The sequence below is a fragment of the Streptomyces wuyuanensis genome (genome assembly GCF_900103455.1).
Classification (GTDB): Bacteria; Actinomycetota; Actinomycetes; order Streptomycetales; family Streptomycetaceae; genus Streptomyces; species Streptomyces wuyuanensis.
Genome location: NZ_FNHI01000001.1, coordinates 633,094 through 656,612 on the forward strand (window position 1 = coordinate 633,094; position 23,519 = coordinate 656,612).

Genomic DNA, 23,519 nt, shown 5'->3' on the forward strand with positions numbered 1-23,519 from the left:
CCATCCGAAACAGGCGCACCACGGTGTTCGGCAGGACGGTGTACGAGCAGCACTCGGATGGCCCTGACCGGTCGGCACGACGGGCCGGACCGCGGGTCCGTGAGCGGGGCCTTCGCACCGGGCGCGTGAGCGCGGGGCTGTGAACGCGGGTCAGCGAACGCGGGTCCGCGGGGCCGGTCCCGCCCGAGCCGGCGGGACCGGACCTCGCGGAAGGTCAGCGCCGCAGCGCGCCGGAGTCGAGGTGGTCCATGTACCAGGCGTACGTGTGGGCGAGGCCTTCGCGCAGGCCGATCCGCGGTTCCCAGCCCAGCGCGGTGATCCGGGAGATGTCCAGGAGCTTGCGGGGGGTCCCGTCCGGCTGCCCCGGGTCCCACTCGACGGACCCCCGGTAGCCGACGACATCCGCCACCAGCTCGGCGGCGTCCCGGATCGTCAGGTCCGTGCCGGTGCCGACGTTGACCGGGCCGTCCGCGTCGTAGCGCTCCAGCAGGTGGAGGCAGGCCCGGGCCAGGTCGTCCACGTGCAGGAACTCCCGGCGCGGCGCCCCGGAGCCCCAGTTCACGACCCGCGGTGCTCCCTCCTTGCGGGCCTCGTGGAAGCGCCGGATCAGCGACGGCAGCACATGGGAGTGCTCGGGGTGGAAGTTGTCACCGGGGCCGTACAGGTTGGTCGGCATCGCGCAGATCCACGGCAGTCCGTGCTGGCGCCGCACCGCCTGGACCTGCTGGATCCCGGCGATCTTGGCGATGGCGTAGGCGTCGTTGGTCGGCTCCAGCGGGCCGGTGAGGAGGGCTTCCTCCCGGATGGGCTGGTCGGCGAACTTGGGGTAGATGCAGCTGGATCCCAGGAACAGCAGCCGCTCGACCCCGTGCGCCTGCGCGGCGTCCAGCACATTGACCTGGATCCGCAGGTTGTCGGAGATGAACGCGGCGGGCCGGGTGGCGTTGGCCTTGATCCCGCCCACGCGTGCGGCGGCCAGGACCACCACGTCCGGACGGGCGGCGGCGAACCAGTCGAAGACCTGGCGGCGCTCGCGCAGATCCAGTTCCGCGGACCCGGGCCCCACCAGGTCGGTGAAGCCCTCCCGCGCCAGATGCCGCCAGACGGCCGAACCGACCAGTCCACGGCTTCCGGCCACGAGCACCCGGGCCGAGCGGTCCAGGGGGCGGTCGGCGACCCCGTACGGCTCCGTCACCACGGCGGTCATGACTGGACACTCCCTTCGACGGCCACCGGGCGCGGCGGTTCGTCGGCGAGCGCCGCCACCGGAGCGGTGAGCCGGGCGTCCGGTCCGCCGCCCGGAGTCGGCAGCGCCGGTGCGGTGCCGGCGGACGGCTTGCGCCGCAGCGCCCGCGCGATCCGCGCCAGGCGCGGGAGGCGGAGGATCCTGGCCAGGCGGGCGAACCGGCCCGCTGTGTGGCACTGCGGCCGGTACTCGTAGGCGTACCCGTGGGCGCCGCGGTCCTCCTTCGGCGACGCCATGTTCAGGACCGTGCCGACCACGGAGGCACCCACGTGCCGCAGGGCGCGCAGGGCCTCGGCGATCTGGTCGCGGCTGGTGCGGGAGGCTCGTACGACCAGGAGGTAGCCGTCCACCTCGGAGGCGATCACGGAGGCGTCGGCGACGGGGAGGACCGGTGCGGTGTCCACCACGACGTGGTCGAACTTCTCGGCGAGGCTGCGCAGTACGGCCTTCAGCTGGGCGCTGCCCAGCAGCTCGGTGGGGTTCGGCGGCACCGCGCCGCTGGTCAGTACGGAGAAGGACCCGGCGGACTGCAGCAGTTGCTGCACCTCGGCCCGGCCGATCAGCGCGGTGGTGAGCCCGGCGTCCCTGATCAGACCCAGGGCGCGGGCGGTGGAAGGACGGCGCAGGTCGGTGTCGACCAGGCACACCGAGGCACCGGTCTCGGCCAGGGTGGCGGCGAGGTTGACCGCGACACTGGTCTTTCCCTCGCCGGACAGCGGGCTGGTCACCGCGATCACCTTCGGCGGCCGGTCCACGTCCACGAACTGCAGGCAGGTGCGCAGCCGCCGGAAGCCTTCGGCGCGCAGGCCGTGCATGTCGTCCCGGAGCGCCAGCGGCCGGCTGGTCGCCTGGGGGTCGTGCACGATGCTGCCGAGAACGGGCGGTCCGCCGAAGCCCGCCAGCGCGTCGGTGAGCGCCTTGGACGTGCGTACCGACGAGTCGAGCGTCTCCCTCGCCAGGGCGAAACCGGCCCCGAGGATCAGACCGGCCAGGAGTCCGAGTGCGACGTTCACGGCAGGCCGCGGCGAGAAGGGCGCGGTGGGCACGGAAGCCGGCTCGGTGACGCTGAGCCGCACCGGCGACGACTCGGCGTCGACCGGGCGCTCGAGACCGCGGATCACCTCGGTGAACCGTTCGGCGACGGCGTTGCTGATCTGTGCGGCCCGGGCCGCCCGGGTATCGGTGACGGTGAGCTGGAGCAGCACGGTGTCGGGCTGGGCGGCCGCGCTGATCTTGCCGCTCAGCGCGGCCGGCGACATCTTCAGCTTCAGCTGCTTCACGACGTGCCCGGTCACCAGCGGGCTCGTCGCCACCTCGGCGTACGACCGCACACGGGCCTGGGTGAAGAGATTGCCCTGGGCGAGCTGTGCGGTGTCCTCGTCGGTGCTGCCCTGCAGCGAGACGAAGAGCTTGGCGGTGGCCCGGTACTCGGGGACGGCCGTGTAGGTGAGGAGTACACCGGCCGCCGTGCCGAGCAGCGTCAGCACGGTGATGGCGCGCCAGCGGCGAGAGAGGACTCGTAGGTAGTCGCGAAGGTCCAAGGTGACCGTCCCCGATCGGATCCGGTGAAGGGGTGGGTGGTGATGGGTGGGGCGGTGCCCCACCTTACGGCGAAAGGGGCGAAAGGCGACATAACGCCACATTGCATAAGAAATGCAGTAATTGTTCCCTACACTGGTGAGGTGCCGGGGCGCCCACCTGCAATGGAGCCTTCCGACGCCTCTTGAAACCACATCAGCCAAGGAGCGCGTGTGACCGCCAAAACGGCACTCATCACCGGCATCACGGGCCAGGACGGCTCCTACCTCGCCGAACTGCTGCTGGAGAAGGGGTACCGGGTGCACGGCATCGTCCGCCGCGCCTCCACCTTCAACACCGAGCGCATCGAGCACCTCTACCGCGACCCCCACGACCCGGAAGCGCGCCTCTTCCTGCACTACGGCGACCTCACCGACGGGACCCGGATGACGGGCCTGCTGGAGCAGGTGCAGCCGGACGAGGTCTACCACCTGGCCGCCCAGTCCCATGTGCGGGTGTCGTTCGACGAACCCGAGTTCACCGGGGACACCACGGGCCTGGGCACCACCCGGCTGCTGGAGGGCATCCGGAGGACGGGCCTGCCCTGCCGCTTCTACCAGGCGTCCAGCTCGGAGATGTTCGGCGCCGCCCCGCCGCCCCAGGACGAGGCCACCCCCTTCCATCCCCGCTCGCCCTACGGGGCGGCGAAGGTGTACGCGTACTGGGTCACCCGCAACTACCGCGAGGCGTACGGGATCCACGCCGTCAACGGCATCCTGTTCAACCACGAGTCCCCGCGCCGCGGCCCCACGTTCGTGACGCGGAAGGTGGCCGTGGCCGCCGCCCGGATCAAGGCCGGACTGCAGGACGTGGTCCACCTCGGCAACCTCGACGCCCGACGCGACTGGGGCTACGCCGCCGAGTACGTCGAGGCGATGTGGCTGATGCTGCAGCAGGACCGGCCGGACGACTACGTGATCGCCACGGGAGCCAGCCACAGCGTGCGCGAGTTCGTCGACCAGTGCTTCGCCCACGTCGGGCTCGACTGGCGCGACCACGTGCGCTTCGACGAGCGCTATCTGCGCCCGACCGAGGTCGACCACCTGATCGGCGACGCCTCCAAGGCGGAGTCGCAGCTCGGATGGCGAGCGACCGTCCGCGCACCCGAACTGGCCCGCCTGATGGTCGACGCGGAGCTCAACGTCCTCCGGAACGGCCTCGCGCCGGGAGACCAGGCCGCGCCGACCGCCGTCCCCGCCCCTGCCGCGCGGTGACCCGGTGCTCGCCGACCGGATTCCGCCCGCGGGAGCTCCGCGCGGCGTCGCCGTCCTGATGACCTGTCACAACCGCCGGGACCGGACGCTCGCGGCCATCTCCTCGGTGCACGCCCAGACCGGCCTCCCGGCCGGAACCCGCTGCACCGTCCACCTCGTCGACGCCGGCAGTGCCGACGGCACGGCCGACGAGGTGCGGGCCGCCTTCCCCGGCACCGACGTGGTGACGGTGGGCGCGGACGTGCACTGGGGCACCGGCACCGGGATCGCCGCCACCCGGGCCGATCCCGCCGCCCATGTGCTGTGGCTCAACGACGACGTGGTCCTCGACCCGGGCGCGCTCGCCGCACTGCTGCGCGCAGCCGCGCCCCTGGACCGCCCGGCCGTCGCCGTCGGCGCCATGCGCTCCGGCGACGGAACCCGCACCACCTACAGCGGCTACCGACTCGTCAGGTCCCGGCTGCGGCCCCCGGTACTGGAACGGGTCGAGCCGGACGCCCGGGACGCCACGCCGTGCGACACCTGCAACGGCAACGCGGTGCTGGTCACGGCCCCCGCCCGGCGGGTGCTGGGCGACCTCGACCCGGCCTTCCCCCACCGGATGGGGGACCACGACTACGGGCTCCGGGCCCGCCGGGCCGGCATCCCCCTGCTGCTCGCACCGGGCCACGTGGGCACCTGCGACGACAACTCGGGTGCGGTGGAAGGCACTTCGGCCGAACCCGGTCTCGACGCGCGCACGGCCCTGCGGCGTCTGGCCTCGGTGCGGGAGCAGCCGCCCGCGCCGTGGTGGCGGTACTGCCGCCGTCATCTCGGCCCCTGGGCCCCGCTGGTCTTCTGCTCCCCGTACGTGAAGACCGTCCTGCGAGCCGGCGTGCGCCGGCCGGGAGCCGTGCCGCGGCACAGGCAGTCGTCCCTCCGCGCGGATCCCTGAGCAACCGGTCCCGCGGCCGGACGGGCGAACCGACCGTGCCGCCGGCCGCGGGGACCGGTTCGGCCCGCGCATCCCCACACCCCAGAACGGATCACGGTGCGACCCCTACCCGTTGACCCGCAGACCCTGCTGATGCTGCTCACGGCGCTTCCGCTCGTCGGGCTGCTGCTGTGGGTCTTCGCCCGGCACTGCGGGATCGCGATCGGACTGCTGCTGGGCACCCAGGTCTGGGTCGTCGTCGCCGGGGGGCAGACGGCCGCCCTCGACGTCGGCGTTCGCGTGTACCCGACCGACATCCTGGACGTGTGCGCGATCTCCGTCGCCCTGATGCGCGTGCCCCGCCGCAACCTGAAGTCCCACGCCGGGTTGGCGGCCCTGCTGGCCATGGTCGTTCTCACTGCCTGGTCCACCCTCCGCGGGGCGGCCGCCTTCGGACTGCAGGCCGCGGGCAACGACTCCCGGACGTACTTCTGGCACTTCCTCGCCATCACCCTGTACCTGGCCACCGCACCGCTGAGCGCCTCCCTGAGCCGGATCGTCACCCGGGCCTGGCTGGCCACCGCGGCTGCGTACGCGCTGCTCAGTGTGGCCGGCTGGGCGGACCGCGGACTGCATGCGGCGAACGCCCATCTCGCCGTCGACGGTGTGACGGTGGACTCCCGGCCGGTGCCGGCCGCCGCGGCACTGGTCCTGGCCCAGGCCGCGATGCTGCTGCTGGCTCCGGGTGCACCCGCCCCGCCGGCCGCCGGTGTGCCGGACCGCGGCGGCCCGGCGGGCGGACTGCGGTTGAACGGCAGACATCTGACGGCTTTCCTGTTCCTCGTTCTCGTGGTACTGCTCCAGCACCGGACGGTCTGGGTGGCCACGGCGGTGATGGGGCTGGCCTGGTGGGTGCTGCGTCCCGCGCGCGGCGGACAGCGCTTCGTGTCGGCGGGCGCGGGAGCGCTCGCGCTCTCCCTGGCGGCGCTGCTCTACGCCGCCGGTGCCTTCGGTGCGATCGGCGGTTCCCTGACGGACTCGTTCAAGGAGACGCAGGGCACCCGCAGCACCTTCGTGTGGCGGATGCTCGGCTGGCAGGATCTGCTCGAGGCCCCGCGGACCTTCGCCCAATGGCTGGTCGGCGCGCCGTTCGGGTCGGGGTACGAGCGGTTCATCGGGGGCGGTCTCGTCACGGTGTCCCCGCACGACTACTACCTGCACATCATGCTGCGGCTCGGACTGGTGGGGCTGCTGGCGCTGCTCGTCGTCTACGTCCGGACCTGGAGGCGGCTCGCGCGCGGTGGCACCGCGACCCTGGCCCTCCGTGTCGTGATGGTCGGCCAGCTGGTGCTGTTCGTGTCCTACTCGGCGTTCCCGGAGCAGGCGGTGCTGCTCGGGTTCTGTCTGTGGCAGGCGCGGCTCCGGTCGGCCGACGGACTCCCGCCGGCGCCGGCGCCCGGCGCTCCCGCCCCCGTGGCACCCGTGCCGCGTCCCGAGCCGCCCGGCCGATCCGCCGTCGTGGAGCAGGAGGGCGCAGCCCCGTCGGAGACCGGCGGAACCCGTGAGGGCACGGCGTGTAAAACATCGCTATCAGTGACAAAGCAGACATAAGTCGATCACAATGGGCGGGTGACTCTTCTCCACCGGGCCCGCAAGGCCGTGCAGCGCTTCGGATTCGACGTGAACCGGTTTCCGGAGTGCTCCTACGACTACCGCACGGTGCGGCTGCTGCGTCATTCCGGCGCCGACGTGGTGCTGGACGTTGGGGCGAACCGCGGTCAGTACGGGCACAACCTGCGGCGATTCGGGTACCGAGGACGCATCGTGTCCTTCGAACCGCTGCGCGGACCGTTCGAGGCGCTGCGCCGCCGGGCGGCCGCGGACCCGCTGTGGACCGTGTTCCCGTACGCCGTCGGCGACGAGCGGACCTCCGTCACCCTGAACGTGGCCGGAAACAGCGGACTGAGCAGTTCCGTACTGCCCATGCTGCCGCGGCACGCCGAGGCGTGCCCGGACTCCCGGTACGTGGGCCGCCAGGAGGCCGAGCAGTACCGCCTCGACGACCTCTGGCCGCAGCTGGCGGAGCCCGAGGACCGCGTCTTCGTCAAGCTGGACGTCCAGGGCTACGAGGAAGCCGTCCTGAGGGGGGCCGAGGATCTCGCGCGACGATGCTGCGGACTGCAACTGGAGGCGTCCTGCGTCCCCTTGTACGAAGGCGGTCCCCTGCTGCACCAGGTGATGGACACCGCGCAACGGCGCTACGGCCTGACCCTGATGGCGGTGGTGCCCGGCTTCACCGACCGCCGGACCGGCCAGATGCTCCAGTGCGACGTGGTGTTCCTCCGCGACCGGGAGCAGTCGAGGCGGCCGGAAGCGGCACCCGGGCGCTGATCAGTGCGCCTGCGGCCGGGTGGTCCGGCCGCGGCGGAGGTCCGGTACCCGGAGGGGGAGCAGACCACGGGCGGCCGCCACCGTGTACAGCGGAAGCCGGGTGCGCAGCGGGCGGCAGAGGACCACGGCGAGCCCGACGGCCGGCAGCACCGGCAGGACGGCCGGGCAGGGCAGGCCGGCGGCCGTCCGGGACAGCGCGGCTCCCGCAGCGTACGCCGCGAGCCCCAGGGCCGCGTGCACCGCGTAGCCGACCCACAGACGACGTGCCTCGACCACGCCGTGACCGCGCCACTTCCACATCTGCACCGCGAGACCGCCCAGTTGACCTGCCAGGGCGGCCAGGGCCAGCAGGGTGAGGCTGCCTCCGGCGATGGCCACCACCGCCCCCGCCAGGGTCACGACCGCCGCCGCGGCCTGGGCGGCCGCCATCCGGCGGTGGGAGCCGCACACCGTGTCCACGGAGAGCCCGACCGCGTACACGACGGCGACGGCGGAGAAGAGGCACAGCGGGGGCACCAGCGCGGCCGCCTCGTCCCAGCCGGGTCCCAGGAGCAGTCGCAGCGCGCCGGACCCGGCCCCGGCGAGGAACGCGAACGGCAGGAAGGACAGCGCGGAGGCCGCGAGCAGGACGTCGGTCGCCGCGCGGCGGACGGCGGGCTCCTCCCGGCCTCCGGGCGGGCGCGTCTCAGGCGACGGCTCCGGCGCCTGCGTACGCACCCTGGTGAGGGCGGGGGTCGTGACACGGGTCAGGCCGGCCGCGAGCGTGGTGAGGAGCAGCCCGGTGAAGAGTGTCGCCCGCGAGTAGTACCCGGCCGCGACAGGACCGAGCATCGCCCCGGCCGCCCACAGCGGCACCGTGTTCGTGACGTACTGGGCGAGCTGGTGTCCGGCCAGGAACCCGGAGGATCCCGCGAGTTCGCGGTACCGGCCGGGCCGGCCGCCGGCCCGGCCGCCCGGCGGCGGCAGCCGCCGGGCGACCAGCACGCCGGCGAGGACCGCGATGCCCAGCTGGGTGGTCACCGAGGTGGCGGCCAGGCCCAGCGGGTTCCAGCCGGCCGCCAGGAGCAGGGTTCCCGTCAGCAGCCCGGCGGCCAGCGCCCCGGTCTCGACCAGGACCGCGGCCCGCTGCGCCTGCAGCCGCCGCAAGCCGGCGGCGCTCACCGCTCCCACGGGAAGGAACAGGAACTGGAGGCCCAGCACGCGCAACAGCCCCGTCGTCTCGGGGGCGTTCCACACCTCGGCCCACAGCGGGGCCGTCGCCTGCACGAGGGCGAAGCACACGAGTCCGCTGAGCAGGCCCAGCCGGACCGTCGCCACCAGCAGTCCGCGCGTGAGCTCTCGCGAACGCAGCACGGTCGTGGCGAGTCCGGCGTTGGCGAAGTAGCCCAGCAGCTGGGTGATGGACAGGGCGGACGCGAAGGCCCCGAAGGCCGCGGCGCTGACGGCGCGTCCGGTGTAGGCCGTGTAGCCGAGCTGGAGGAGGGACGCCACGACGGCCGCCGAGTAGTTCCACAGCGTCCCGCTGACCACCGCGTGGGAGTGCGGACGCTCCTCACCGGGGAGGGCGGTCCCCTTCCCCGTCCGCGCTCCACCCGCCGGGCCGCCGTCGATCCTCACCCCCGGTGTTCCTCCTGGGCAGCGATCCGCTGCCACGGGTCGGCGGGCGGCGAAGGCAGCGGCAGGAACGCGCCCAGCATGAACTGGACGGAGTGCAGATCGGTCAGGCGCGAGCGCACCCAGCGGCGCAGTCGCTCCGCGGCGGAGTCCAGCTCGTGCTGCTCCTCGCGCAGCAGGTCCCCCACGCGGTCCACCGCTTCCCGGGGAGTGCGCATGAGGTGCAGCCCGTCCTGCGGACCGGGCAGCCATTCCATCCCGGGCCGGCCCTGGCCGACGTGGACGCGGCCCGCGGCCCCGGAGATCGGCAGCCGGTCGGAGAAGTACCCGGGGTACCGCCCGTAGTGGTCCCATCCCACGCTCATCCGCGCGGAGCGGAGGACGGCGATCTGGCGCTCGAAGGGGACCGGGCCCCGGGCGTGCGGACCGTGCCAACCCGAGCCGAACACGCCGAGCCGGCAGCCCAGGCGTCCCAGCCCGCGGACGACCCGGACCCGCTCGCCTGCGCCCGGCAGGCGGGGGAGGATCCGGGCCCGCACCACGCTGTTGCCGATCGTCACCACGTCGAACACGGCTGCGTCGCCCGGTGGAGCGGGCTGGTCCTGTTCGGGAAAGCAGTCCAGCGGCAGGGTGTGCGGCACGTAGCGGACCGGCTTGCGCGCGATGCGCCGCAGCATGGCCAGTTGCGTGCCTCCGGCGACGCTGAACACGGCGTCCGCCGCGCGGAGCCACGAGCGGCTGGACGCGGGAAGCCGCTTGTTGCCGCCCCACGCGTCGCCCTCCTGGTACACCACGGGAGGTGAGCCCGCCAGCCGGAGCAGCCGGGCGATCTCCTCGTCGGAGAAGGGGAATCCGTGCGGAGACTGGACGAAGACCACGTCGGGTCGGGACTGGACGACCGTGGCCTCCAGCGATTCGACTGCGGCCCGGTGCCCACCGCGGAGCAGTTCGGCCCGTGGCGCGGCCGGTACGTGACTGAGGTGTCCTTCGGCCTGCAGTCTCCGGAAGGCGCCGGTGAACCGGCTGCGCCGCGTCAGCTCGGTCTCGTTGTTGAGGTGCAGCACCACCGGTGCGCTCACTTGTGCTCCTCGCGTCCAGGTCACCGTCGCCACGGACCTCCTGCGGCGTCTTCGACAGGCCGGGAACGTCAGTCCACGAGGAAGTTGGCGTACCGCGGCGGTGGCACGAATCCGGGCGGGGCCGGCACCACTCCGTCCCTCCCGAGGTGGCGGATCTGCCGGTAGCCGAGTTCGAGGACGGCCCCGCGCAGCCTCTCCAGGGCGGTTCCGTCGAGGCACTCGGCGATGATCGTCGGACGGTGGGCCGAGATCGTGCGGCTCATGCCGCTCAGCACCTCGGGTTCCAGCCCTTCGACGTCGATCTTCACCAGATCGACGGGAAGGTCCCCGATCGCGTCGTCCCCGGTGGTGACCTCGACTTCCACCGTGGCGTTCGAGGGCTCCGCCGCGAGCAGGGAGGCGGCGGTGGTGTCGGCCGGGATCCCGAGGACCGCGCGGCCGCGGGCGCTGGACAGAGCCTTCTCGACGAGGACGACCCGGTCCTGGAGGCGGTTGACCTCGATGTTGCGGCGCAGTTTGCGCATCGCGGCCGGATTGGGTTCGACGGCGACGGCCCGGAGGCGCGCGTTGGCCCGGCAGGCCAGCAGGGTGTAGATGCCGGAGAAGGCGCCGATGTCCACGAACCCCCGGGCGTTGCGGGCGAGGTCGAAGAAGACCGGGTGGGTGGTCTCCTCCCAGTGGCGCATGTTCGTCCAGATGAGGCTGCGGGCCAGAATGTCGTCGGCGTCGCTGGCGTAGCGGAACCCACTGCCGTCCGGGGCGCGCAGCGTCCATACGCCGGTGGGGTGCAGGCGCTTCCATACGGCGTTCGGCACGCAGCCGCGCATCGTGGCGAGTCGGACGGCCCGCTGCACACCGGGGAACCGGAACAGCGAATCGCGGGCACTACGCAAGGTGTCGTGCACTGTCACGCGGGTCAACGTACGGCAGCGGCCGCGGAGATCCGCGGCCAACGCCGAAGTGTCGGTGTTCTTCCCGACCGCTTCACTCCTCGGCACCAGTGACCCGGTGGGCGGCGGACTCTCCACGGCACCGGGCCGGGCGTCATCCGGCGACGGGCTCCGCCCGCTTCCGGCCGGCGGGTGTGCGCGGAGTGCGGGTCTCGGGCGTTCTCAGGGACGCCACGTAGTTGCTCACCCCGCGGAAGTGCTCGAGCTCCTCGGTGTACTCCCGCACGGGCAGCAGGAGGCCGCCCGGGCAGATGCGCCACAGGCGGTAGCCGAGCGGGGAGAGGAGGTCCCAGAAGTCGCGGAAGAAGGTGCGGGAGTACACGTTGGCCGAGCCGAACTCGAAGGCGATGGTCGTCACCTTCCCGTCCCCGAGACTGCCGGCCGCTCCGCGCAGCGCCTGGAACTCCGCCCCTTCGATGTCGAGCTTCAGCAGATCGATCCGCTCGATCCCCCACCGCTCCACCTCCCGGTCGATGGTGGTGACCGGCACCTTCTCCTGATGAGCCGTCATATCGCCGAAGTAGGAGTCCCTGCGCCGGTGGACGGACGCCACGCCCGAGCCTGGGGCGTCGGCGAAGATGGTCGCCGAGCCCTCCTCGTCGCTCACGGCCGCCGGAATGACCACCTGGTTCGGGACCTGCGCCCTCGCCAGCGCCGACTGGCACGCCGGCTGCGGTTCGAACAGGAAGAAGCGGCCGGTCCGCCCGCCGAGGGCGGTGCGCAGCCCGGCGGACCACTGGCCGTAGTTGGCGCCCACGTCGAAGATCACCGGGGCGTCGACGCCCCGGAGGCAGCGCCGCGCCGCGACGATCTCGCCGTGAAGGTCCCAGCCGGTCCCGGCGCCCCGTCCCTGGAGGATCTCCAGGTAGACCTCCAGCAGACGGGTCCCCTGGCGGATGCGCCGGCTGCTCGCCAGCCGGCACAGCTGGGGCGCCGCGGCCTTGGCGGTCCGGCCGAGGAGGCCGGCTTCATGTACCTGCATGGGGATTCCTTTGGTCTCGTTCCATCGCCTGCAGCAGCCCGTCGCAGAAACGCGCCGCCATGCCCTCCGTCGTGTACGCCGGGACGTCGTCCCGGCATGCCGTGCGGAGGGCCTCCAGCCGTGCGGGGTCGCGCAGCAGCGCGGTCACGGCGCCGACGTAGGCCGCGGGGTCGTCCGGTGCGACCAGCGCGTTTCGGCCGTCGGTCAGATACTCGAACTCGGGGGCGTGCCAGGGCCAGTCCGTGGTGACCACGGGCGTCCCCAGGGCGAAGGAGTCCACCGCGCAGAGTCCGACCCGGCCCGGCATCAGCATCACGTCGCTGACCGCCCCGAGCGGCGCGGTCCTCGCACCGGCCGTGTGGCCGACCGCGACCACCGGGCTGCCGGGCCGGTTCGCGGCGGCGTCGACGAGACGCCGGTCCGCGCCGTCGCCCGCCACCAGCAGCCGGAATCCCGGGAGTTCGGCGGCGATGCGGTCGGCGCAGTCCAGCAGGAACGGGATCCGCTTGGGCGCGTCCAGCCCGCCGAGGAAGAGGGCGGTGCGCCCCTCGGTCAGGCCGTACCGCTTCCGCAGCAGCGCGGCCTCGGCGAACTCCGCGGTCCCCGGCCGCGCGGCCCGGGCGCGCGAGGCCACGAGGTCCGCGGTGTCGACGGAGTTGCGCACCACGGTGATCCGGTCGCGGGGGAATCCCCGCGAGGCGACGTGCGCCGCTCCGCTCTCGGTGTAGGCGAAGAACCAGGATCCCAGCCGGGTCAGCGCGCCCTTCACGACGGCTCCCAGACGGCTCGGCGGCTTGGTGTAGGTCCGGCCGTGCCCCCAGAACGCGACCCGGGGGGCGTGCTCCGGGCGGCCCGCCGACCGGAGCAACAGGGGGTACGCCTCCAGGTTGTGCAGCGCCTGCTCCAGTACGACGAGGTCCGCGCCGGCCGCCCGGCCCTGCACCCGGCGCCAGAGCAGGGACCGCCCGCCGGGTACGGGAAGACGCCGGGTGGGGACCTGGGCCGCGCATGCGCAGGAGGCGGCGTCCCCGCGTTCGGCCTGGTGCGGGGGTGCGGGTCCGTGCAGCACCTCCAGATCCACGCCCTCGGACGCCAGACGGGCCTGCAGAAGGTCGAAGAAGGACGTGCGGTAGCCCGGGACGTACGGCTGCACCACGACCACGCGGCGCCGGGTGCCCTCGGCGGTCAGCACGCCGGCTCCGCGACGCCGGCCCGCGACAGGGCCTGTGCGTACACGGCCTCCATGCCGGCCGTCCAGGACCGTGCGCTGTACCGCTCGGCGTGCACCCGGCGGCAGCGCTCGCGCAGCAGGGGGAAGCGGTCGCGGGCCGCCGCGAGGGCGTACGGCAGTTCGTCGGAGCCGCCGTAGACCGACCCCGTACCGTCCCTGCGCACGCTGTCCGCCGCCGCCGATCCCGCGAGGGCCAGCACGGGCACTCCTGCCGCCAGCGCCTCCTGGCAGACCAGGGCCGTGGCGGACTCGGGGCAGGCGCTGGGGAAGACCAGACCCGTGTAGCGGGGCAGCCGGGCGGCGATCTCCCGGCGCGAGAGCGTGCCGAGCAGCCTGACCCCGCCGGGCGCGGCTTCCCTGCAGGCCGGCTCCAGCGGTCCGGAGCCGATCACATCGAGGGGTTCGCTCTCCGGCCAGCTCCGGAGCAGGGGCAGAATGCCCTTCTCCTCGCTCAGCCGGCCCGCGTACACCCATCGCGTGCCCGCGCCCGGGGCCGGCGCGGTCCGGTCCTCCGGGGCGGCCGGGCTCCCGCACGCGACGAAGTTGGGCAGCAGGGCCAGCTTTTCCGGCGGCACGCCGAACCGCAGGTACAGGTCCCGGCTCCGCTCGGAGAGCGCCACCAGCCGCTGGGCGCGCCGCAGCAGGGGATGGGCCGCGGCCCCGCGCCGGCCGGCCCAGGCGAGGGGGAGCGTCGCGCCGCGGCCGCCGCGGTAGCACCCGTGCCGCAGCCCGGTCCACCGGTCGCCGTCGGGGCACGCGGTGCACACCTTCCCGTCCCGGAAGAGCGTGGCGGCCGCGCACACCGGCCGGTAGTTGTGGAGCGTGGCGACCACCGCGCCCGGCCAGCGGTCCAGCCAGTCGGTGGCGAAGTTGGGAAAGAGATTGTGCACGTGCACCACATCGGGGTCGAGCCGGCGGAGGTCGGCGAGCGGCGACCGGCCGCGGCCCGTGGCGACCCGGACCGCCGCACGCAGGGTGTAGCCCCGCTCGGTCTCCAGAGCGTCGGTGTGGGCGGCGACCAGGGTGACGTCGTGCCCGGCGGCGCGCAGCGCCTCCGCCTGGTCGAGCACCGCGGCGTTCTCCCCGCTCGGCCGGCGCGAGGAGTAGAAGCTGTGCACCAGCGCCACGCGGTAGGCCGCCGGGTTGCTCGGGGGAGTGCCCGTACCGGGACGGGTTTCCTCTTGTGCTGGCATGCGCTGTGCTGCTCTTTCGGTTGCGGGTGGGCGGTTGCTGTTTCGGTGGGCGGAGTGGCGGAGGAGCGCCGGCCGCGGCCGACGGGGACCGCCGGCGCGTCAGCGACGGGCCAGTACGGCTTCGTACAGCCGCTCGGCGAGCTCCGCCTTCGAGGTCCAGGTGTGCTGCCGGGCCCACCGCGGCCCGGCCTCGGCCGAACGGCGGAGGACCTCCTCGTCGGTGAGCACTCCGGCGAGAGCGTGGGCGAGGCGCTGGGGGAGGTCCGCGGGGTCGCCCAGCGGCACGGGAGCCGCGCAGCCCGGCGCGGAGAAGTCCCCGACTCCCTGGTGGTCGAGATGCACCACCGGCAGCCCGCGTGCCCACGCCTCGAGGTTCTGCACGCCGAAGGAGTCCCGGAGGCTGGTGAAGAGCAGCACGTCCGCGTCGTCGTACGCGCCGAGCGTCTCCTTCCAGGGCAGCCGGCCCCGGAAGCACACGGACCCGGCGACCCCCAGCCGTTCCGTGAGCCGTTCGAGGTCACCGCGCAGCGGACCGTCCCCGAGCACCACGAGTCGGGCGCCGGGAACGCGGGCCGAGAGGTGCGCGAACGCTCTCAGGGCCAGCTCCGGGGCCTTGATGGCGGTGAGCCGTCCGACCCACAGCACGGTCGGGGGGCGTCGTCGCGCCTCCGGCGGTTCCCGCCGGGGCTCGCGCAGCAACGCGTCGGGCACGCCGTCGCTCAGGACCAGTCGGGGATCGGCGCGGCCCAGCCGGCGGGCCCGTCGCGCCGTGTCGCGATTGGTGGTCAGGACCAGAGCCGCCTCGCGGAGCGTCGCGCGGCACGTCGGACGCAGGCTCATGCCCCGCACCCACAGCAACTCCCGCACCATCTCCTGGAAGTAGGCGGGTCCCAGCCAGCGGCGATGGCTGTGCGGCGCGGTCTGCCCGCCGCCCACGGGGCCGAACACCAGCGGCGGTCCGAGCCGCCGCAGCGCGCTGCCGCCCACGAGCGAGCCGTACGAGACGTGGTGCACCAGATCGGCACGGTCCAGCCCGTTGGCACGCGCGTGTGCGAGCGCCCGCCGCTGCCATCCGTCGTAGTGGACGAACTCCAGGGCCTGGGCGCGCAGGAAGCCCGGCAGCACACGCACCCACCAGGGCCGGGGCGGGGTGGGGACGACGTGGGTCCTGATCCGCCGCCCCACCGCGCCGAGGGCCTCGATGCGCCTGCCGATGTGCTCCGTGTTGCCGCCGTGGGGGCGGGTCAGCAGCTCGACCGTGTGCCCGCGCCGCGCCAGTGCCTCGGCCCAGGCCCAGCCCATGCCCGGCTCGGTGCCGCGGCTCGGGTCGCACGCGTACGAGGCCAGCACGATGCGCAGCGCCCGCGCGGCGGGGGCGGGGGGTGGGACGTCGTGCCGGGGGCGTACGTCCGGGGCCTCGCCGGTCGGAGCCGTCAACGCGCCCTCTCCCGCCTGCCGGTGAGTCCTGTTCCGACGTCCGAAGGCAGCGCCGGCGGGGCGGACGCCCGCGGAGCCGGCCGGAGGGCCGCCTGCCGGACGACGCCCCCGACGAAGCGGGCGTTGCCGAACAGATAGCGCCGCCACAGCCGGCGCGGCTCGCAGCCCAGCCGGAACAGCCACTCCAGTCCGCCCTGTTGCATCCAGGACGGCGCCTGCCGCTTGCTGCCCGCGATGAAGTCGAACGCGGCGCCCACCGCCACGGTCACCACCGGCAGCGCGGCGCTGAGCTCGGCGGCCCGGTGGTCCTGCAGCGGGGTGCCGAGACCCACCCAGACGATGTCGGCCCCGCGTGCGCGGATGTCCTCCTCCTGGTCCCGCAGCTCCTGGGCGGTCAGCGACCGGAACGGCGGGGAACAGGAACCGGCGAGCACGGCCCGGGGGAAGCGGCGCCGCAGTTCGCGCTGCAGCGCGGCCAGCACCTCGGGTGTGGAGCCCAGCAGGTAGTGGCGCAGCCCCGTGCCCTGGCTCATGGAGAAGACGTCCAGCATCAGGTCGGGGCCGTAGACGCGCCTGCGCGGCAGCGCCGTGCCCCGGTGGAGGAGTTGGTTCGCCCAGACCACCGGCTGCCCGTCGGCGAGGTTGAGGAACGCCGACCGGAGGGTCCTGAGCAGCGCCGGGTCCCGGTCGCCCAGCGCGAGCGTGTAGGCGTTGCACAGGTGCACGTCGCTCCCCGCGGGGGCGACGGCGGCTGCGCCGGCCTCTGCCGCCCGGTGCGCCTCGCGTGCCTCCCGGGTGTGCAGGGCGCGGTGCACCACCCGGCGGGCGGCGCCCTCACGGGTGTGCGCCGTGACGGGCACGCCCAGACACGAGACGACGGGGACGGAGGCTGTGCCGCTCGCCGTTTCGCCGACCGCCGTCATCGACGGGCCGTGCCGTTCACCACGGTGACGGGGTGCCGCCGGGGCGTGGTGCCGAAGTCGTCGAAGTCGATGCGGCGGCGGAAGTCCTTGATGGTCTCGCGGAGGCCGTGCTCCACCGGTGTCGTGGGGTTCCAGTCCAGCAGTTCGCGGGCCAGCGCGATGGCGGGACGGCGCTTTCCGGGATCGTCCTGCGGCCGGGGGACCAGCACGATCTCGGACGGGGACTCGCTGAGCTTGCTGATCCACTGGGCCAGTTCGAGCATCGTGATCTCGTGGGGGTTGCCGAGGTTGACCGGGCCGCCGTGGCTGCTGCCGATCATCCGCATCAGCCCGTCGACCAGGTCGTCCACGTAGCACAGCGACCTGGTCTGGCTGCCGTCCCCGGTGACCGTGATCGGCTCTCCCCGCAGGGCCTGGCGGATGAACGTGGGGATCGCCCGGCCGTCGTCCGGCCGCATCCTGGGCCCGAAGGTGTTGAAGATGCGCACGATCTTCGCGTCCACGCCGCGTTCCCTGCGGTACGCCGTCGTCAGGGCCTCGCCGAAGCGCTTCGCCTCGTCGTACACCGCACGGGGGCCCACCGGGTTGACGTGCCCCCAGTAGCTCTCCGGCTGCGGGTGCACCTGCGGGTCTCCGTACGACTCGGAGGTGGACGTCAGCAGGAACCGGGCGCCCTTGTCGGCGGCCAGGTCCAGTGCGTGCCAGGTGCCGGCCGATCCCACGCGCAGCGTCTCCAGGGGCAGCCTCAGGTAGTCCGCGGGAGAGGCGGGTGAGGCCAGGTGGAACACGGCGTCCACCGGTCCGCTGACGCTCAGGCCCGCGGTGACGTCCCGGCACTCGAACCGGAAGCGCGGGTCGTCCATCAGGTGGGCGATGGTGTCCTCGCTGGACGTCACGAGGTTGTCCACGCACAGCACGGAGTGGTCTGTGGCGAGCAGGCGCTCGCACAGATGGGAGCCGATGAACCCGGCCCCACCCGTCACTACAGCACGCATGAAGGTCCTCTCGACCGCCACGTCGCGGGTCGGCGGCGGCAAGGTGATGTGTCATTGCCGAGGCCTGCCCCGACATCGTGTTTGCATCTATTTGTCGGTTATCGACTATTCGAGACGTGAGGTGACTGAATATGCCTCCGCGATGGGCAACTTTCCCCCGTTCAGTTGAAGAGGGGGACGGGGCCGCTTCACCCGTCGCAGTGACGGCCGCTCACGGTCACGCGTGGCCCGGACGGCCGAAGACCGGACGTCTGGCCGTCAAACGGACCATCGACGTGGTGGGGGCCGCCGTGCTGCTCCTGCTGCTCTCGCCGCTGCTGCTCGTGGCGGCCGTCGCGGTGAAGGCGGACTCGCCGGGCCCGGTCCTGTTCCGGCAGAAGCGCACGGGCCGGCACGGCCGGGAGTTCGAGGTGCTGAAGCTCCGGACCATGCACGCCGGGGCGGAGGGGATGAGGGCCGCGCTCGGCGCCCGCAACGAGTCCGACGGACACCTGTTCAAGATCCGTGAGGACCCCCGGATCACCACGACCGGCCGCTGGCTGCGCCGCTGGTCCATGGACGAACTGCCCCAACTGGTCAATGTGCTGATGGGGCAGATGTCGCTGGTGGGCCCGCGGCCGCTGCCGGTGGAGGACTCCGCCTTCACCGAGGAGGCCCGGCGCCGGCTGCTGGTCCGGCCCGGTCTCACCGGGCTGTGGCAGATCGGCGGACGGTCCGACCTCGGCTGGGAGGAAGCGCTCCGGCTCGACCTGGAGTACGTACGCGCCTGGTCGATCCGTATGGACCTGAACATCCTCGTGCGCACGCTGCCCGCCGTCGCGCGCGGCGACGGCGCCTACTGACACGGCGTGCGACACACCGCTGCCCGACGGAGGGAGACGCGAATGCCGCGTCCGGAACAAGGCTTCGCACTGCGCCACGCGGCCAGGGCGGGGCGGTGGTGCCGCCGCCGGCCCGCCCTGGCCGCGACGTGCGCCGCCGCGGGGCTGATCCTGGCCGGCGCCGTCTGGATCGTCGTCACCGGCGTCCTCGCCCGCCACGAACTGCTCGCCGCCCAGCGGAACCTGGAATCCCTGCGCCACCAAGCCGCCCCCGGCTCGCCGGCCGGGCGGGCCGCGGACACCCCCGAGGACGCCGTGCGGGAGGCGGCCGCCCGGGCGGCCGGAGCGCACCGCCTCACCACCGGTCCGGCCTGGTACGCCGCCGCGCACACGCCGGTCCTCGGCGGTCCCGTCCGTACCGTGCGCGGGGCGGCGGAGGCGGCCGACCGGCTGGCCCGCGACGTGCTGTCGCCGCTGGCGGACACGGCCGGCGAACTCGTCGCCGGTGCAGGGGCGGACGGCGGGCACCTCGACCTCTCCGCACTGCGCCGTGCCGCTCCCGCCCTCCACGAGGCCTCGCGCAGCGCCTCCGACGTACGCACCGACGTGGCCGGTCTGCCCCGGAGCACCTGGCTGCCGGCCGTCGACCGGGCCCGGGCGCGGCTCGCCGAACAGCTCGAGCGCATCGTCCCGGCCACGGTCGAGGCCGCGACCGCGGCGCGGGTGATGCCGTCCATGCTCGGCGAGAAGAGCCCGCGGCGGTACCTGGTGGTCTTCGAGAACACGGCGGAGGCGCGCGGGACCGGCGGGCTGCCCGGCGCGTTCGCGATCCTCACCGCGGACCGCGGCCATCTGGGATTCGAACGCTTCGGCAACGACAGCGAGCTGGGGAAGGTCCGCGCGTCCGTCGACCTGGGAGCCGAGTACAAGGCGATGTACGGCCGCCACGCGCCCACCGGCGTCTGGGTCAACTCCAACGTGAGTCCGCACTTCCCGCACGCGGCGCGCATCTGGAGCGCCATGTGGCGGGAGCACAGCGGCCAGGAGCTGGACGGCGCCTTCGCCCTCGATCCCGGCGCGCTGGCGGGGCTGCTCACCGCGGCGGGCCCCGCGAGGCTCCCCGACGGATCCGCCGTCACCGCTGCCAACGTGGTCGACCTGACCGAGCGCACCAGCTACGCGGCCTTCCCGGACACGGTGGAGCGGAAGGCGTACTTCCTCGACGTCGCGCGCGCCACGTCCCAGGTGCTGCTGGGCAGTGCCGACGACCCGGCGCGGCGCTCCGCGCTGTTCGCGGCGCTGCGCGGCCAGCTGCGGGAGGGGCGGGTCAAGGTCTGGAGCGCCCATCCGTCCGAGCAGCGGGAGTTGGCGTCGCACCCCTTCGGCGGCGTCCTGCCCGACGGTCCCGCGCCGTTCGCCGGACTGGTCGTCAACAACGCGGCCGGCACCAAGCTCGACTACTACCTGGACCGGCGCATGGACTGGAAAGCCGGGCGGTGCACGGCCGACGGACGCGAGGTGACGGTGACCGCGGCGCTGACGAACAGGGCGCCGGGCTCGGGTCTTCCCGGCTACGTCACCCAGCGGGTGGACCATCCGCCCTACCGGACCCGGCCCGGCGACAACCGCCTGCTGGTCTCGTACTACGCGACCGAGGGAGCGCGGCTGGCGAAGGCGACGGTGGACGGCCGGCCCGCCATGCTCAACCAGATGGTCGAACGCGGCCACCCGGTCTACACGGTCGACATGGAGCTGCCCCGCGGCGCCACGCGCACCCTGGTGCTGAAGCTCGTCGAGCGCCCCTCGGACCGCCTGCCGCTGCTGCTGAACCAGCAACTCGTGCAGCCCTTGAAGGTCACGGCACGGCAGCCCCGTCCGTGCGAGGACTGACCCTCCGGTCCTGCGGCCGGGCGGGCGAGGACGGCCGGCCGGTCGTCGAGGCGCGGCTCCCTCGGTGGTGGGGGAGCCGCGGCGGGAGGGCGGCGCGGCCGCCGGGTCAGCGGCAGGCGGACAGTACGGCGGCGGCGATGCGTTCCACCGGCTCGGCGATCCGCCGGGCCACCTCCCGGGCCGTCTCGGGAGGGGCGCCGTGCGGATCGGCCACGTCGTCGTCGTCCGCGCGGCCCGTGTTGCCCCGCCGTTCCGCAGCCCCTTCGACCAGCGCCGCGGCCCGCCCGGCGGGGTCAGCCACGCCCGCGGCGTCCTCCGGTCTCAGCAGCCGGGCGAACTCCCGCAAGGTGAAGGCACGCCGGAGTGCCCACAGCGGGGAGAGCCGCACGACCGCCTCGCGGTGTTCCGCCGCGGCGCCCAGGACCAGGTCGGAGTCCTCCACTTGGGCCGTGGTCAGCCGGCGGGCGAGTGCGCCGCGGGGATCGCCGCCCAGTTCGACGAGAAGGGACGCGGCGACGGGGTCCATGGGGGTCCCCGTGGTCCCGACGGTGCCCGCGCTGCTCACCTCGAACGATCCGGGCGAGGCGGCGAGTCTGGCTGTGAGCAGGCGTTCGGCCAGCGGTGAGCGGTGCAGATTGCCCGTGCAGACGACGAGCACGCGAAAGGGCCGGACCACCCGTTCCGGGTCCGGCGCGGAAGGGGAATGGAGCACGGCGGAATTATCTTGCCCGCCGTGGCCGTTCCGCCGTGCGCCTCGCCGGGCGAGGCGGCGCGGGCGGCCGGAAAGGGGAAGACCCCGGTCGGCGGGGGGACCGACCGGGGCCGTGTGCGGGGCTGCGGAGGGTGGTCGCCTCTCGGCGAAAGGCTCCATGGGGCTTCAGCCGAACGATCTTCCCCATGGGCAATGGGTGGGGCCCGGGGACACTGTCCCCTCCGCAGCCACGGTTAGATGAACGGTCAACCTCAGGGGATTGTTCCGGGCATAACCGGCGGACGGTGTGGTTCCGGTCACGCTGCCCGGCCCCCCGGCCGTCGCCTCCGAGCCGGACGACGGTCCGCTGCGCAGGCGGCCCGCCGCCCCCTGGCGCTGTGCGGTGCCAGGGGGCGGCGGGTCGTGACGGCGGGCGGTCAGCCGGCCAGCTGCTCGTACGCCGGCAGGGTCAGGAAGTCGGCGTAGTCCGCGTCGAGCGAGACGTGCAGCAGCAGGTCGTGGGCCTGCTGCCACTTGCCCGCCGCGAACGCCTCCTCGCCGACCTCTTCGCGGATCGCGGCCAGCTCCTCTGCCGCGACCCTGCGCGCCAGCTCGGGAGTCGCCGTCTCGCCGTTCTCGAAGACGACCCCGGCGTTGATCCACTGCCAGATCTGCGAACGCGAGATCTCGGCCGTGGCCGCGTCCTCCATCAGGTTGAAGATCGCGACGGCGCCCAGTCCCCGCAGCCAGGCCTCGATGTAGCGGATGCCGACCTGCACGGCGTTGCGCAGGCCCTCGTACGTGGGGTGCGCGTGCAGCGACGCGATGTCGATGAGATCGGCGGCCGTGACGTGCACGTCCTCGCGGAGGCGGTCCTTCTGGTTCGGCCTGTCGCCCAGCACCGCGTCGAAGGAGGCCATGGCGATGGGCACCAGGTCCGGGTGGGCGACCCAGGAGCCGTCGAAGCCGTCCCCGGCCTCGCGGTCCTTGTCGGCCTTGACCTTCTCGAAGGCGACCTTGTTCACCTCGGCGTCCCGGCGGGACGGGATGAAGGCCGCCATGCCGCCGATGGCGTGCGCGCCGCGCTTGTGGCACGTGCGGACGAGCAGTTCGGTGTACGCGCGCATGAACGGCGCGGTCATCGTCACCGCGTTGCGGTCCGGGAGGACGAACTTGGCCCCGCCGTCGCGGAAGTTCTTGACGATCGAGAAGAGGTAGTCCCAGCGGCCCGCGTTGAGGCCCGCCGCGTGGTCGCGGAGCTCGTAGAGGATCTCCTCCATCTCGTACGCGGCCGTGATGGTCTCGATCAGCACGGTGGCGCGGACGGTGCCCTGCGGGATGCCGACGTGGTCCTGGGCGAAGACGAACACGTCGTTCCAGAGCCTGGCCTCCAGGTGGGACTCCGTCTTCGGGAGGTAGAAGTACGGGCCCTTGCCGAGGTCGATCAGCCGGTGGGCGTTGTGGAAGAAGTACAGCCCGAAGTCGACCAGCGCACCGGGGACCGGGCGGCCGTCGACCAGCAGGTGGCGCTCGTCCAGGTGCCAGCCGCGGGGGCGCATCACGACGGTGGCGAGCTCCTCCGCGGGCCGCAGGGCGTACGACTTGCCCGTGCGCGGGTCGGTGAAGTCGATGCGGCGCTCGTAGGCGTCGATCAGATTGAGCTGACCGAGGACGACGTTCTCCCAGGTGGGCGACGACGCGTCCTCGAAGTCGGCGAGCCAGACCTTCGCGCCCGAGTTCAGGGCGTTGACGGTCATCTTGCGGTCGGTCGGCCCGGTGATCTCGACGCGCCGGTCGTCGAGCGCGGCCGGGGCGGGGGCGACCTTCCAGTCGGCGTCCTCGCGGATCCGCGCGGTCTCCGGGAGGAAGTCGAGCGTGCCGGTGCGGGCGATCTCGGCGCGGCGTTCGGCGCGACGGGCCAGGAGCTCGTCACGCCGGGGGGTGAACCGCCGGTGCAGCTCCGCCACGAAGGCGAGCGCCGCGTCGGTCAGCACCTCCTCCTGCCGGGGCAGTGGTTCGGCTTCGACGACGGCCAGCGGCGACGGCGCTGGTGCGGACATGAGCTGTCACTTCCTTCAGCGAGCTTCACGGGCGGTGCGGGCGGCCGCGGGGGCACAGCGGAGTGGCACTCGGTGCCAGGGCCTCTGCGACACGGCCGTGGGCGCCGTTCGATGGGGCGGGCGCTTCTGATCAGTGGATAGTAGTTACCGCATGGTGGAAGTTCAATGGTTTGTTGATGTCGAGATTCTTCCCCTCGACATATCGTGGCGCTCGGTGCCAGGTTCTTCACGCGACGCGACGCGACGCGACGCGCGTGGCGTTCGCGCCACGGGGCGACGGGCGCGCTGCGAGTCGGCGGCCAGGTGAGGGG

Annotated in this window: 19 protein-coding genes; 6 read left to right on the plus strand and 13 right to left on the minus strand. The window is 73.4% G+C overall.

Annotated elements, in window-relative coordinates:
- Positions 1 to 214 precede the first annotated feature (214 nt).
- Complete coding sequence (locus tag BLT82_RS02665; RefSeq protein WP_093652117.1) at positions 215 to 1,207, minus strand: GDP-L-fucose synthase family protein; 993 nt, start codon at positions 1,205 to 1,207, stop codon at positions 215 to 217.
- The gene (locus BLT82_RS02670) at positions 1,204 to 2,787 is read right to left on the minus strand and encodes a tyrosine-protein kinase domain-containing protein (RefSeq protein ID WP_244291797.1); all 1,584 of its coding nucleotides are present in this window, start codon (positions 2,785 to 2,787) and stop codon (positions 1,204 to 1,206) included. The genes BLT82_RS02665 and BLT82_RS02670 overlap by 4 nt, the downstream gene beginning before the upstream one ends.
- A 210-nt stretch (positions 2,788 to 2,997) precedes the next feature.
- On the opposite strand from BLT82_RS02670, the gene gmd reads away from it, so the two are divergent.
- The 4 genes from gmd (at position 2,998) to BLT82_RS02690 (ending at position 7,342) form a co-directional block, all read left to right on the plus strand.
- The gene (gene gmd / locus BLT82_RS02675) at positions 2,998 to 4,038 is read left to right on the plus strand and encodes a GDP-mannose 4,6-dehydratase (protein ID WP_093652119.1); all 1,041 of its coding nucleotides are present in this window, start codon (positions 2,998 to 3,000) and stop codon (positions 4,036 to 4,038) included.
- Positions 4,039 to 4,042: 4 nt separating this feature from the next.
- Positions 4,043 to 4,972 (plus strand): glycosyltransferase family 2 protein, encoded by a 930-nt coding sequence (locus tag BLT82_RS02680; protein ID WP_342029389.1) that lies wholly within the window; start codon positions 4,043 to 4,045, stop codon positions 4,970 to 4,972.
- Positions 4,973 to 5,068: 96 nt separating this feature from the next.
- Complete coding sequence (locus BLT82_RS02685; RefSeq protein ID WP_143041467.1) at positions 5,069 to 6,562, plus strand: O-antigen ligase family protein; 1,494 nt, start codon at positions 5,069 to 5,071, stop codon at positions 6,560 to 6,562.
- A gap of 18 nt (positions 6,563 to 6,580) precedes the next feature.
- Positions 6,581 to 7,342, plus strand: coding sequence for an FkbM family methyltransferase (locus BLT82_RS02690; RefSeq protein ID WP_093652121.1), 762 nt, complete (start codon positions 6,581 to 6,583; stop codon positions 7,340 to 7,342).
- On the opposite strand, the gene BLT82_RS02695 is transcribed toward BLT82_RS02690, so the two are convergent.
- From BLT82_RS02695 to BLT82_RS02730, 9 genes are all read right to left on the minus strand, one after another.
- Positions 7,343 to 8,959, minus strand: coding sequence for an oligosaccharide flippase family protein (locus BLT82_RS02695; RefSeq protein ID WP_167745940.1), 1,617 nt, complete (start codon positions 8,957 to 8,959; stop codon positions 7,343 to 7,345).
- Positions 8,956 to 10,035, minus strand: a complete 1,080-nt coding sequence (locus BLT82_RS37020; protein WP_167745941.1) for a glycosyltransferase family protein — start codon at positions 10,033 to 10,035, stop codon at positions 8,956 to 8,958. The genes BLT82_RS02695 and BLT82_RS37020 overlap by 4 nt, the downstream gene beginning before the upstream one ends.
- Before the next feature lie 68 nt (positions 10,036 to 10,103).
- Entirely contained in the window at positions 10,104 to 10,946 is an 843-nt protein-coding gene (locus BLT82_RS02700) for an FkbM family methyltransferase (protein ID WP_143041468.1), read from the minus strand.
- A 133-nt stretch (positions 10,947 to 11,079) separates the two neighbouring features.
- Entirely contained in the window at positions 11,080 to 11,967 is an 888-nt protein-coding gene (locus BLT82_RS02705; protein WP_093652124.1) for an FkbM family methyltransferase, read from the minus strand.
- On the minus strand, positions 11,954 to 13,159 hold the full coding sequence (locus BLT82_RS02710; RefSeq protein WP_244291798.1) for a glycosyltransferase family 4 protein: 1,206 nt from the start codon (positions 13,157 to 13,159) through the stop codon (positions 11,954 to 11,956). Before BLT82_RS02710 ends, BLT82_RS02705 begins: the two co-directional genes overlap by 14 nt.
- Complete coding sequence (locus BLT82_RS02715) at positions 13,153 to 14,391, minus strand: glycosyltransferase family 4 protein (RefSeq protein WP_093652125.1); 1,239 nt, start codon at positions 14,389 to 14,391, stop codon at positions 13,153 to 13,155. The genes BLT82_RS02710 and BLT82_RS02715 overlap by 7 nt, the downstream gene beginning before the upstream one ends.
- Positions 14,392 to 14,490: 99 nt before the next feature.
- A complete protein-coding gene (locus tag BLT82_RS02720; RefSeq protein ID WP_093652126.1) occupies positions 14,491 to 15,828 on the minus strand; it encodes a glycosyltransferase family 4 protein in 1,338 nt (445 codons plus the stop codon).
- Positions 15,825 to 16,688, minus strand: a complete 864-nt coding sequence (locus BLT82_RS02725) for a WecB/TagA/CpsF family glycosyltransferase (RefSeq protein WP_244291799.1) — start codon at positions 16,686 to 16,688, stop codon at positions 15,825 to 15,827. Before BLT82_RS02725 ends, BLT82_RS02720 begins: the two co-directional genes overlap by 4 nt.
- A 59-nt stretch (positions 16,689 to 16,747) precedes the next feature.
- A complete protein-coding gene (locus BLT82_RS02730) occupies positions 16,748 to 17,746 on the minus strand; it encodes a UDP-glucuronic acid decarboxylase family protein (protein ID WP_093652239.1) in 999 nt (332 codons plus the stop codon).
- 200 nt (positions 17,747 to 17,946) lie between these two features.
- On the opposite strand from BLT82_RS02730, the gene BLT82_RS02735 reads away from it, so the two are divergent.
- Both BLT82_RS02735 and BLT82_RS02740 read left to right on the plus strand, forming a co-directional pair.
- Positions 17,947 to 18,588 (plus strand): sugar transferase, encoded by a 642-nt coding sequence (locus BLT82_RS02735; protein WP_167745942.1) that lies wholly within the window; start codon positions 17,947 to 17,949, stop codon positions 18,586 to 18,588.
- A 42-nt stretch (positions 18,589 to 18,630) separates the two neighbouring features.
- On the plus strand, positions 18,631 to 20,457 hold the full coding sequence (locus BLT82_RS02740) for a DUF4012 domain-containing protein (protein ID WP_093652129.1): 1,827 nt from the start codon (positions 18,631 to 18,633) through the stop codon (positions 20,455 to 20,457).
- Positions 20,458 to 20,563: 106 nt separating this feature from the next.
- Here the strand turns inward: BLT82_RS02740 and BLT82_RS02745 are convergent, their stop codons facing one another.
- Together BLT82_RS02745 and aceB are read right to left on the minus strand one after the other, a co-directional pair.
- The gene (locus BLT82_RS02745) at positions 20,564 to 21,169 is read right to left on the minus strand and encodes an arsenate reductase/protein-tyrosine-phosphatase family protein (protein WP_280142441.1); all 606 of its coding nucleotides are present in this window, start codon (positions 21,167 to 21,169) and stop codon (positions 20,564 to 20,566) included.
- 416 nt (positions 21,170 to 21,585) lie between these two features.
- Positions 21,586 to 23,208 (minus strand): malate synthase A, encoded by a 1,623-nt coding sequence (gene aceB, locus BLT82_RS02750; protein WP_093652131.1) that lies wholly within the window; start codon positions 23,206 to 23,208, stop codon positions 21,586 to 21,588.
- Positions 23,209 to 23,519: the final 311 nt, after the last annotated feature.

Excerpts from the sequence above, each read along its gene's own strand:
- BLT82_RS02715 (WP_093652125.1), bottom strand. The coding sequence starts at position 14,391 with ATGCCAGCACAAGAGGAAACCCGTCCCGGTACGGGCACTCCCCCGAGC.
- BLT82_RS02665 (WP_093652117.1), bottom strand. The coding sequence starts at position 1,207 with ATGACCGCCGTGGTGACGGAGCCGTACGGGGTCGCCGACCGCCCCCTG.
- BLT82_RS02705 (WP_093652124.1), bottom strand. The coding sequence starts at position 11,967 with ATGCAGGTACATGAAGCCGGCCTCCTCGGCCGGACCGCCAAGGCCGCG.
- BLT82_RS02730 (WP_093652239.1), bottom strand. The coding sequence starts at position 17,746 with ATGCGTGCTGTAGTGACGGGTGGGGCCGGGTTCATCGGCTCCCATCTG.
- BLT82_RS02740 (WP_093652129.1), top strand. The coding sequence starts at position 18,631 with ATGCCGCGTCCGGAACAAGGCTTCGCACTGCGCCACGCGGCCAGGGCG.
- aceB (WP_093652131.1), bottom strand. The coding sequence starts at position 23,208 with ATGTCCGCACCAGCGCCGTCGCCGCTGGCCGTCGTCGAAGCCGAACCA.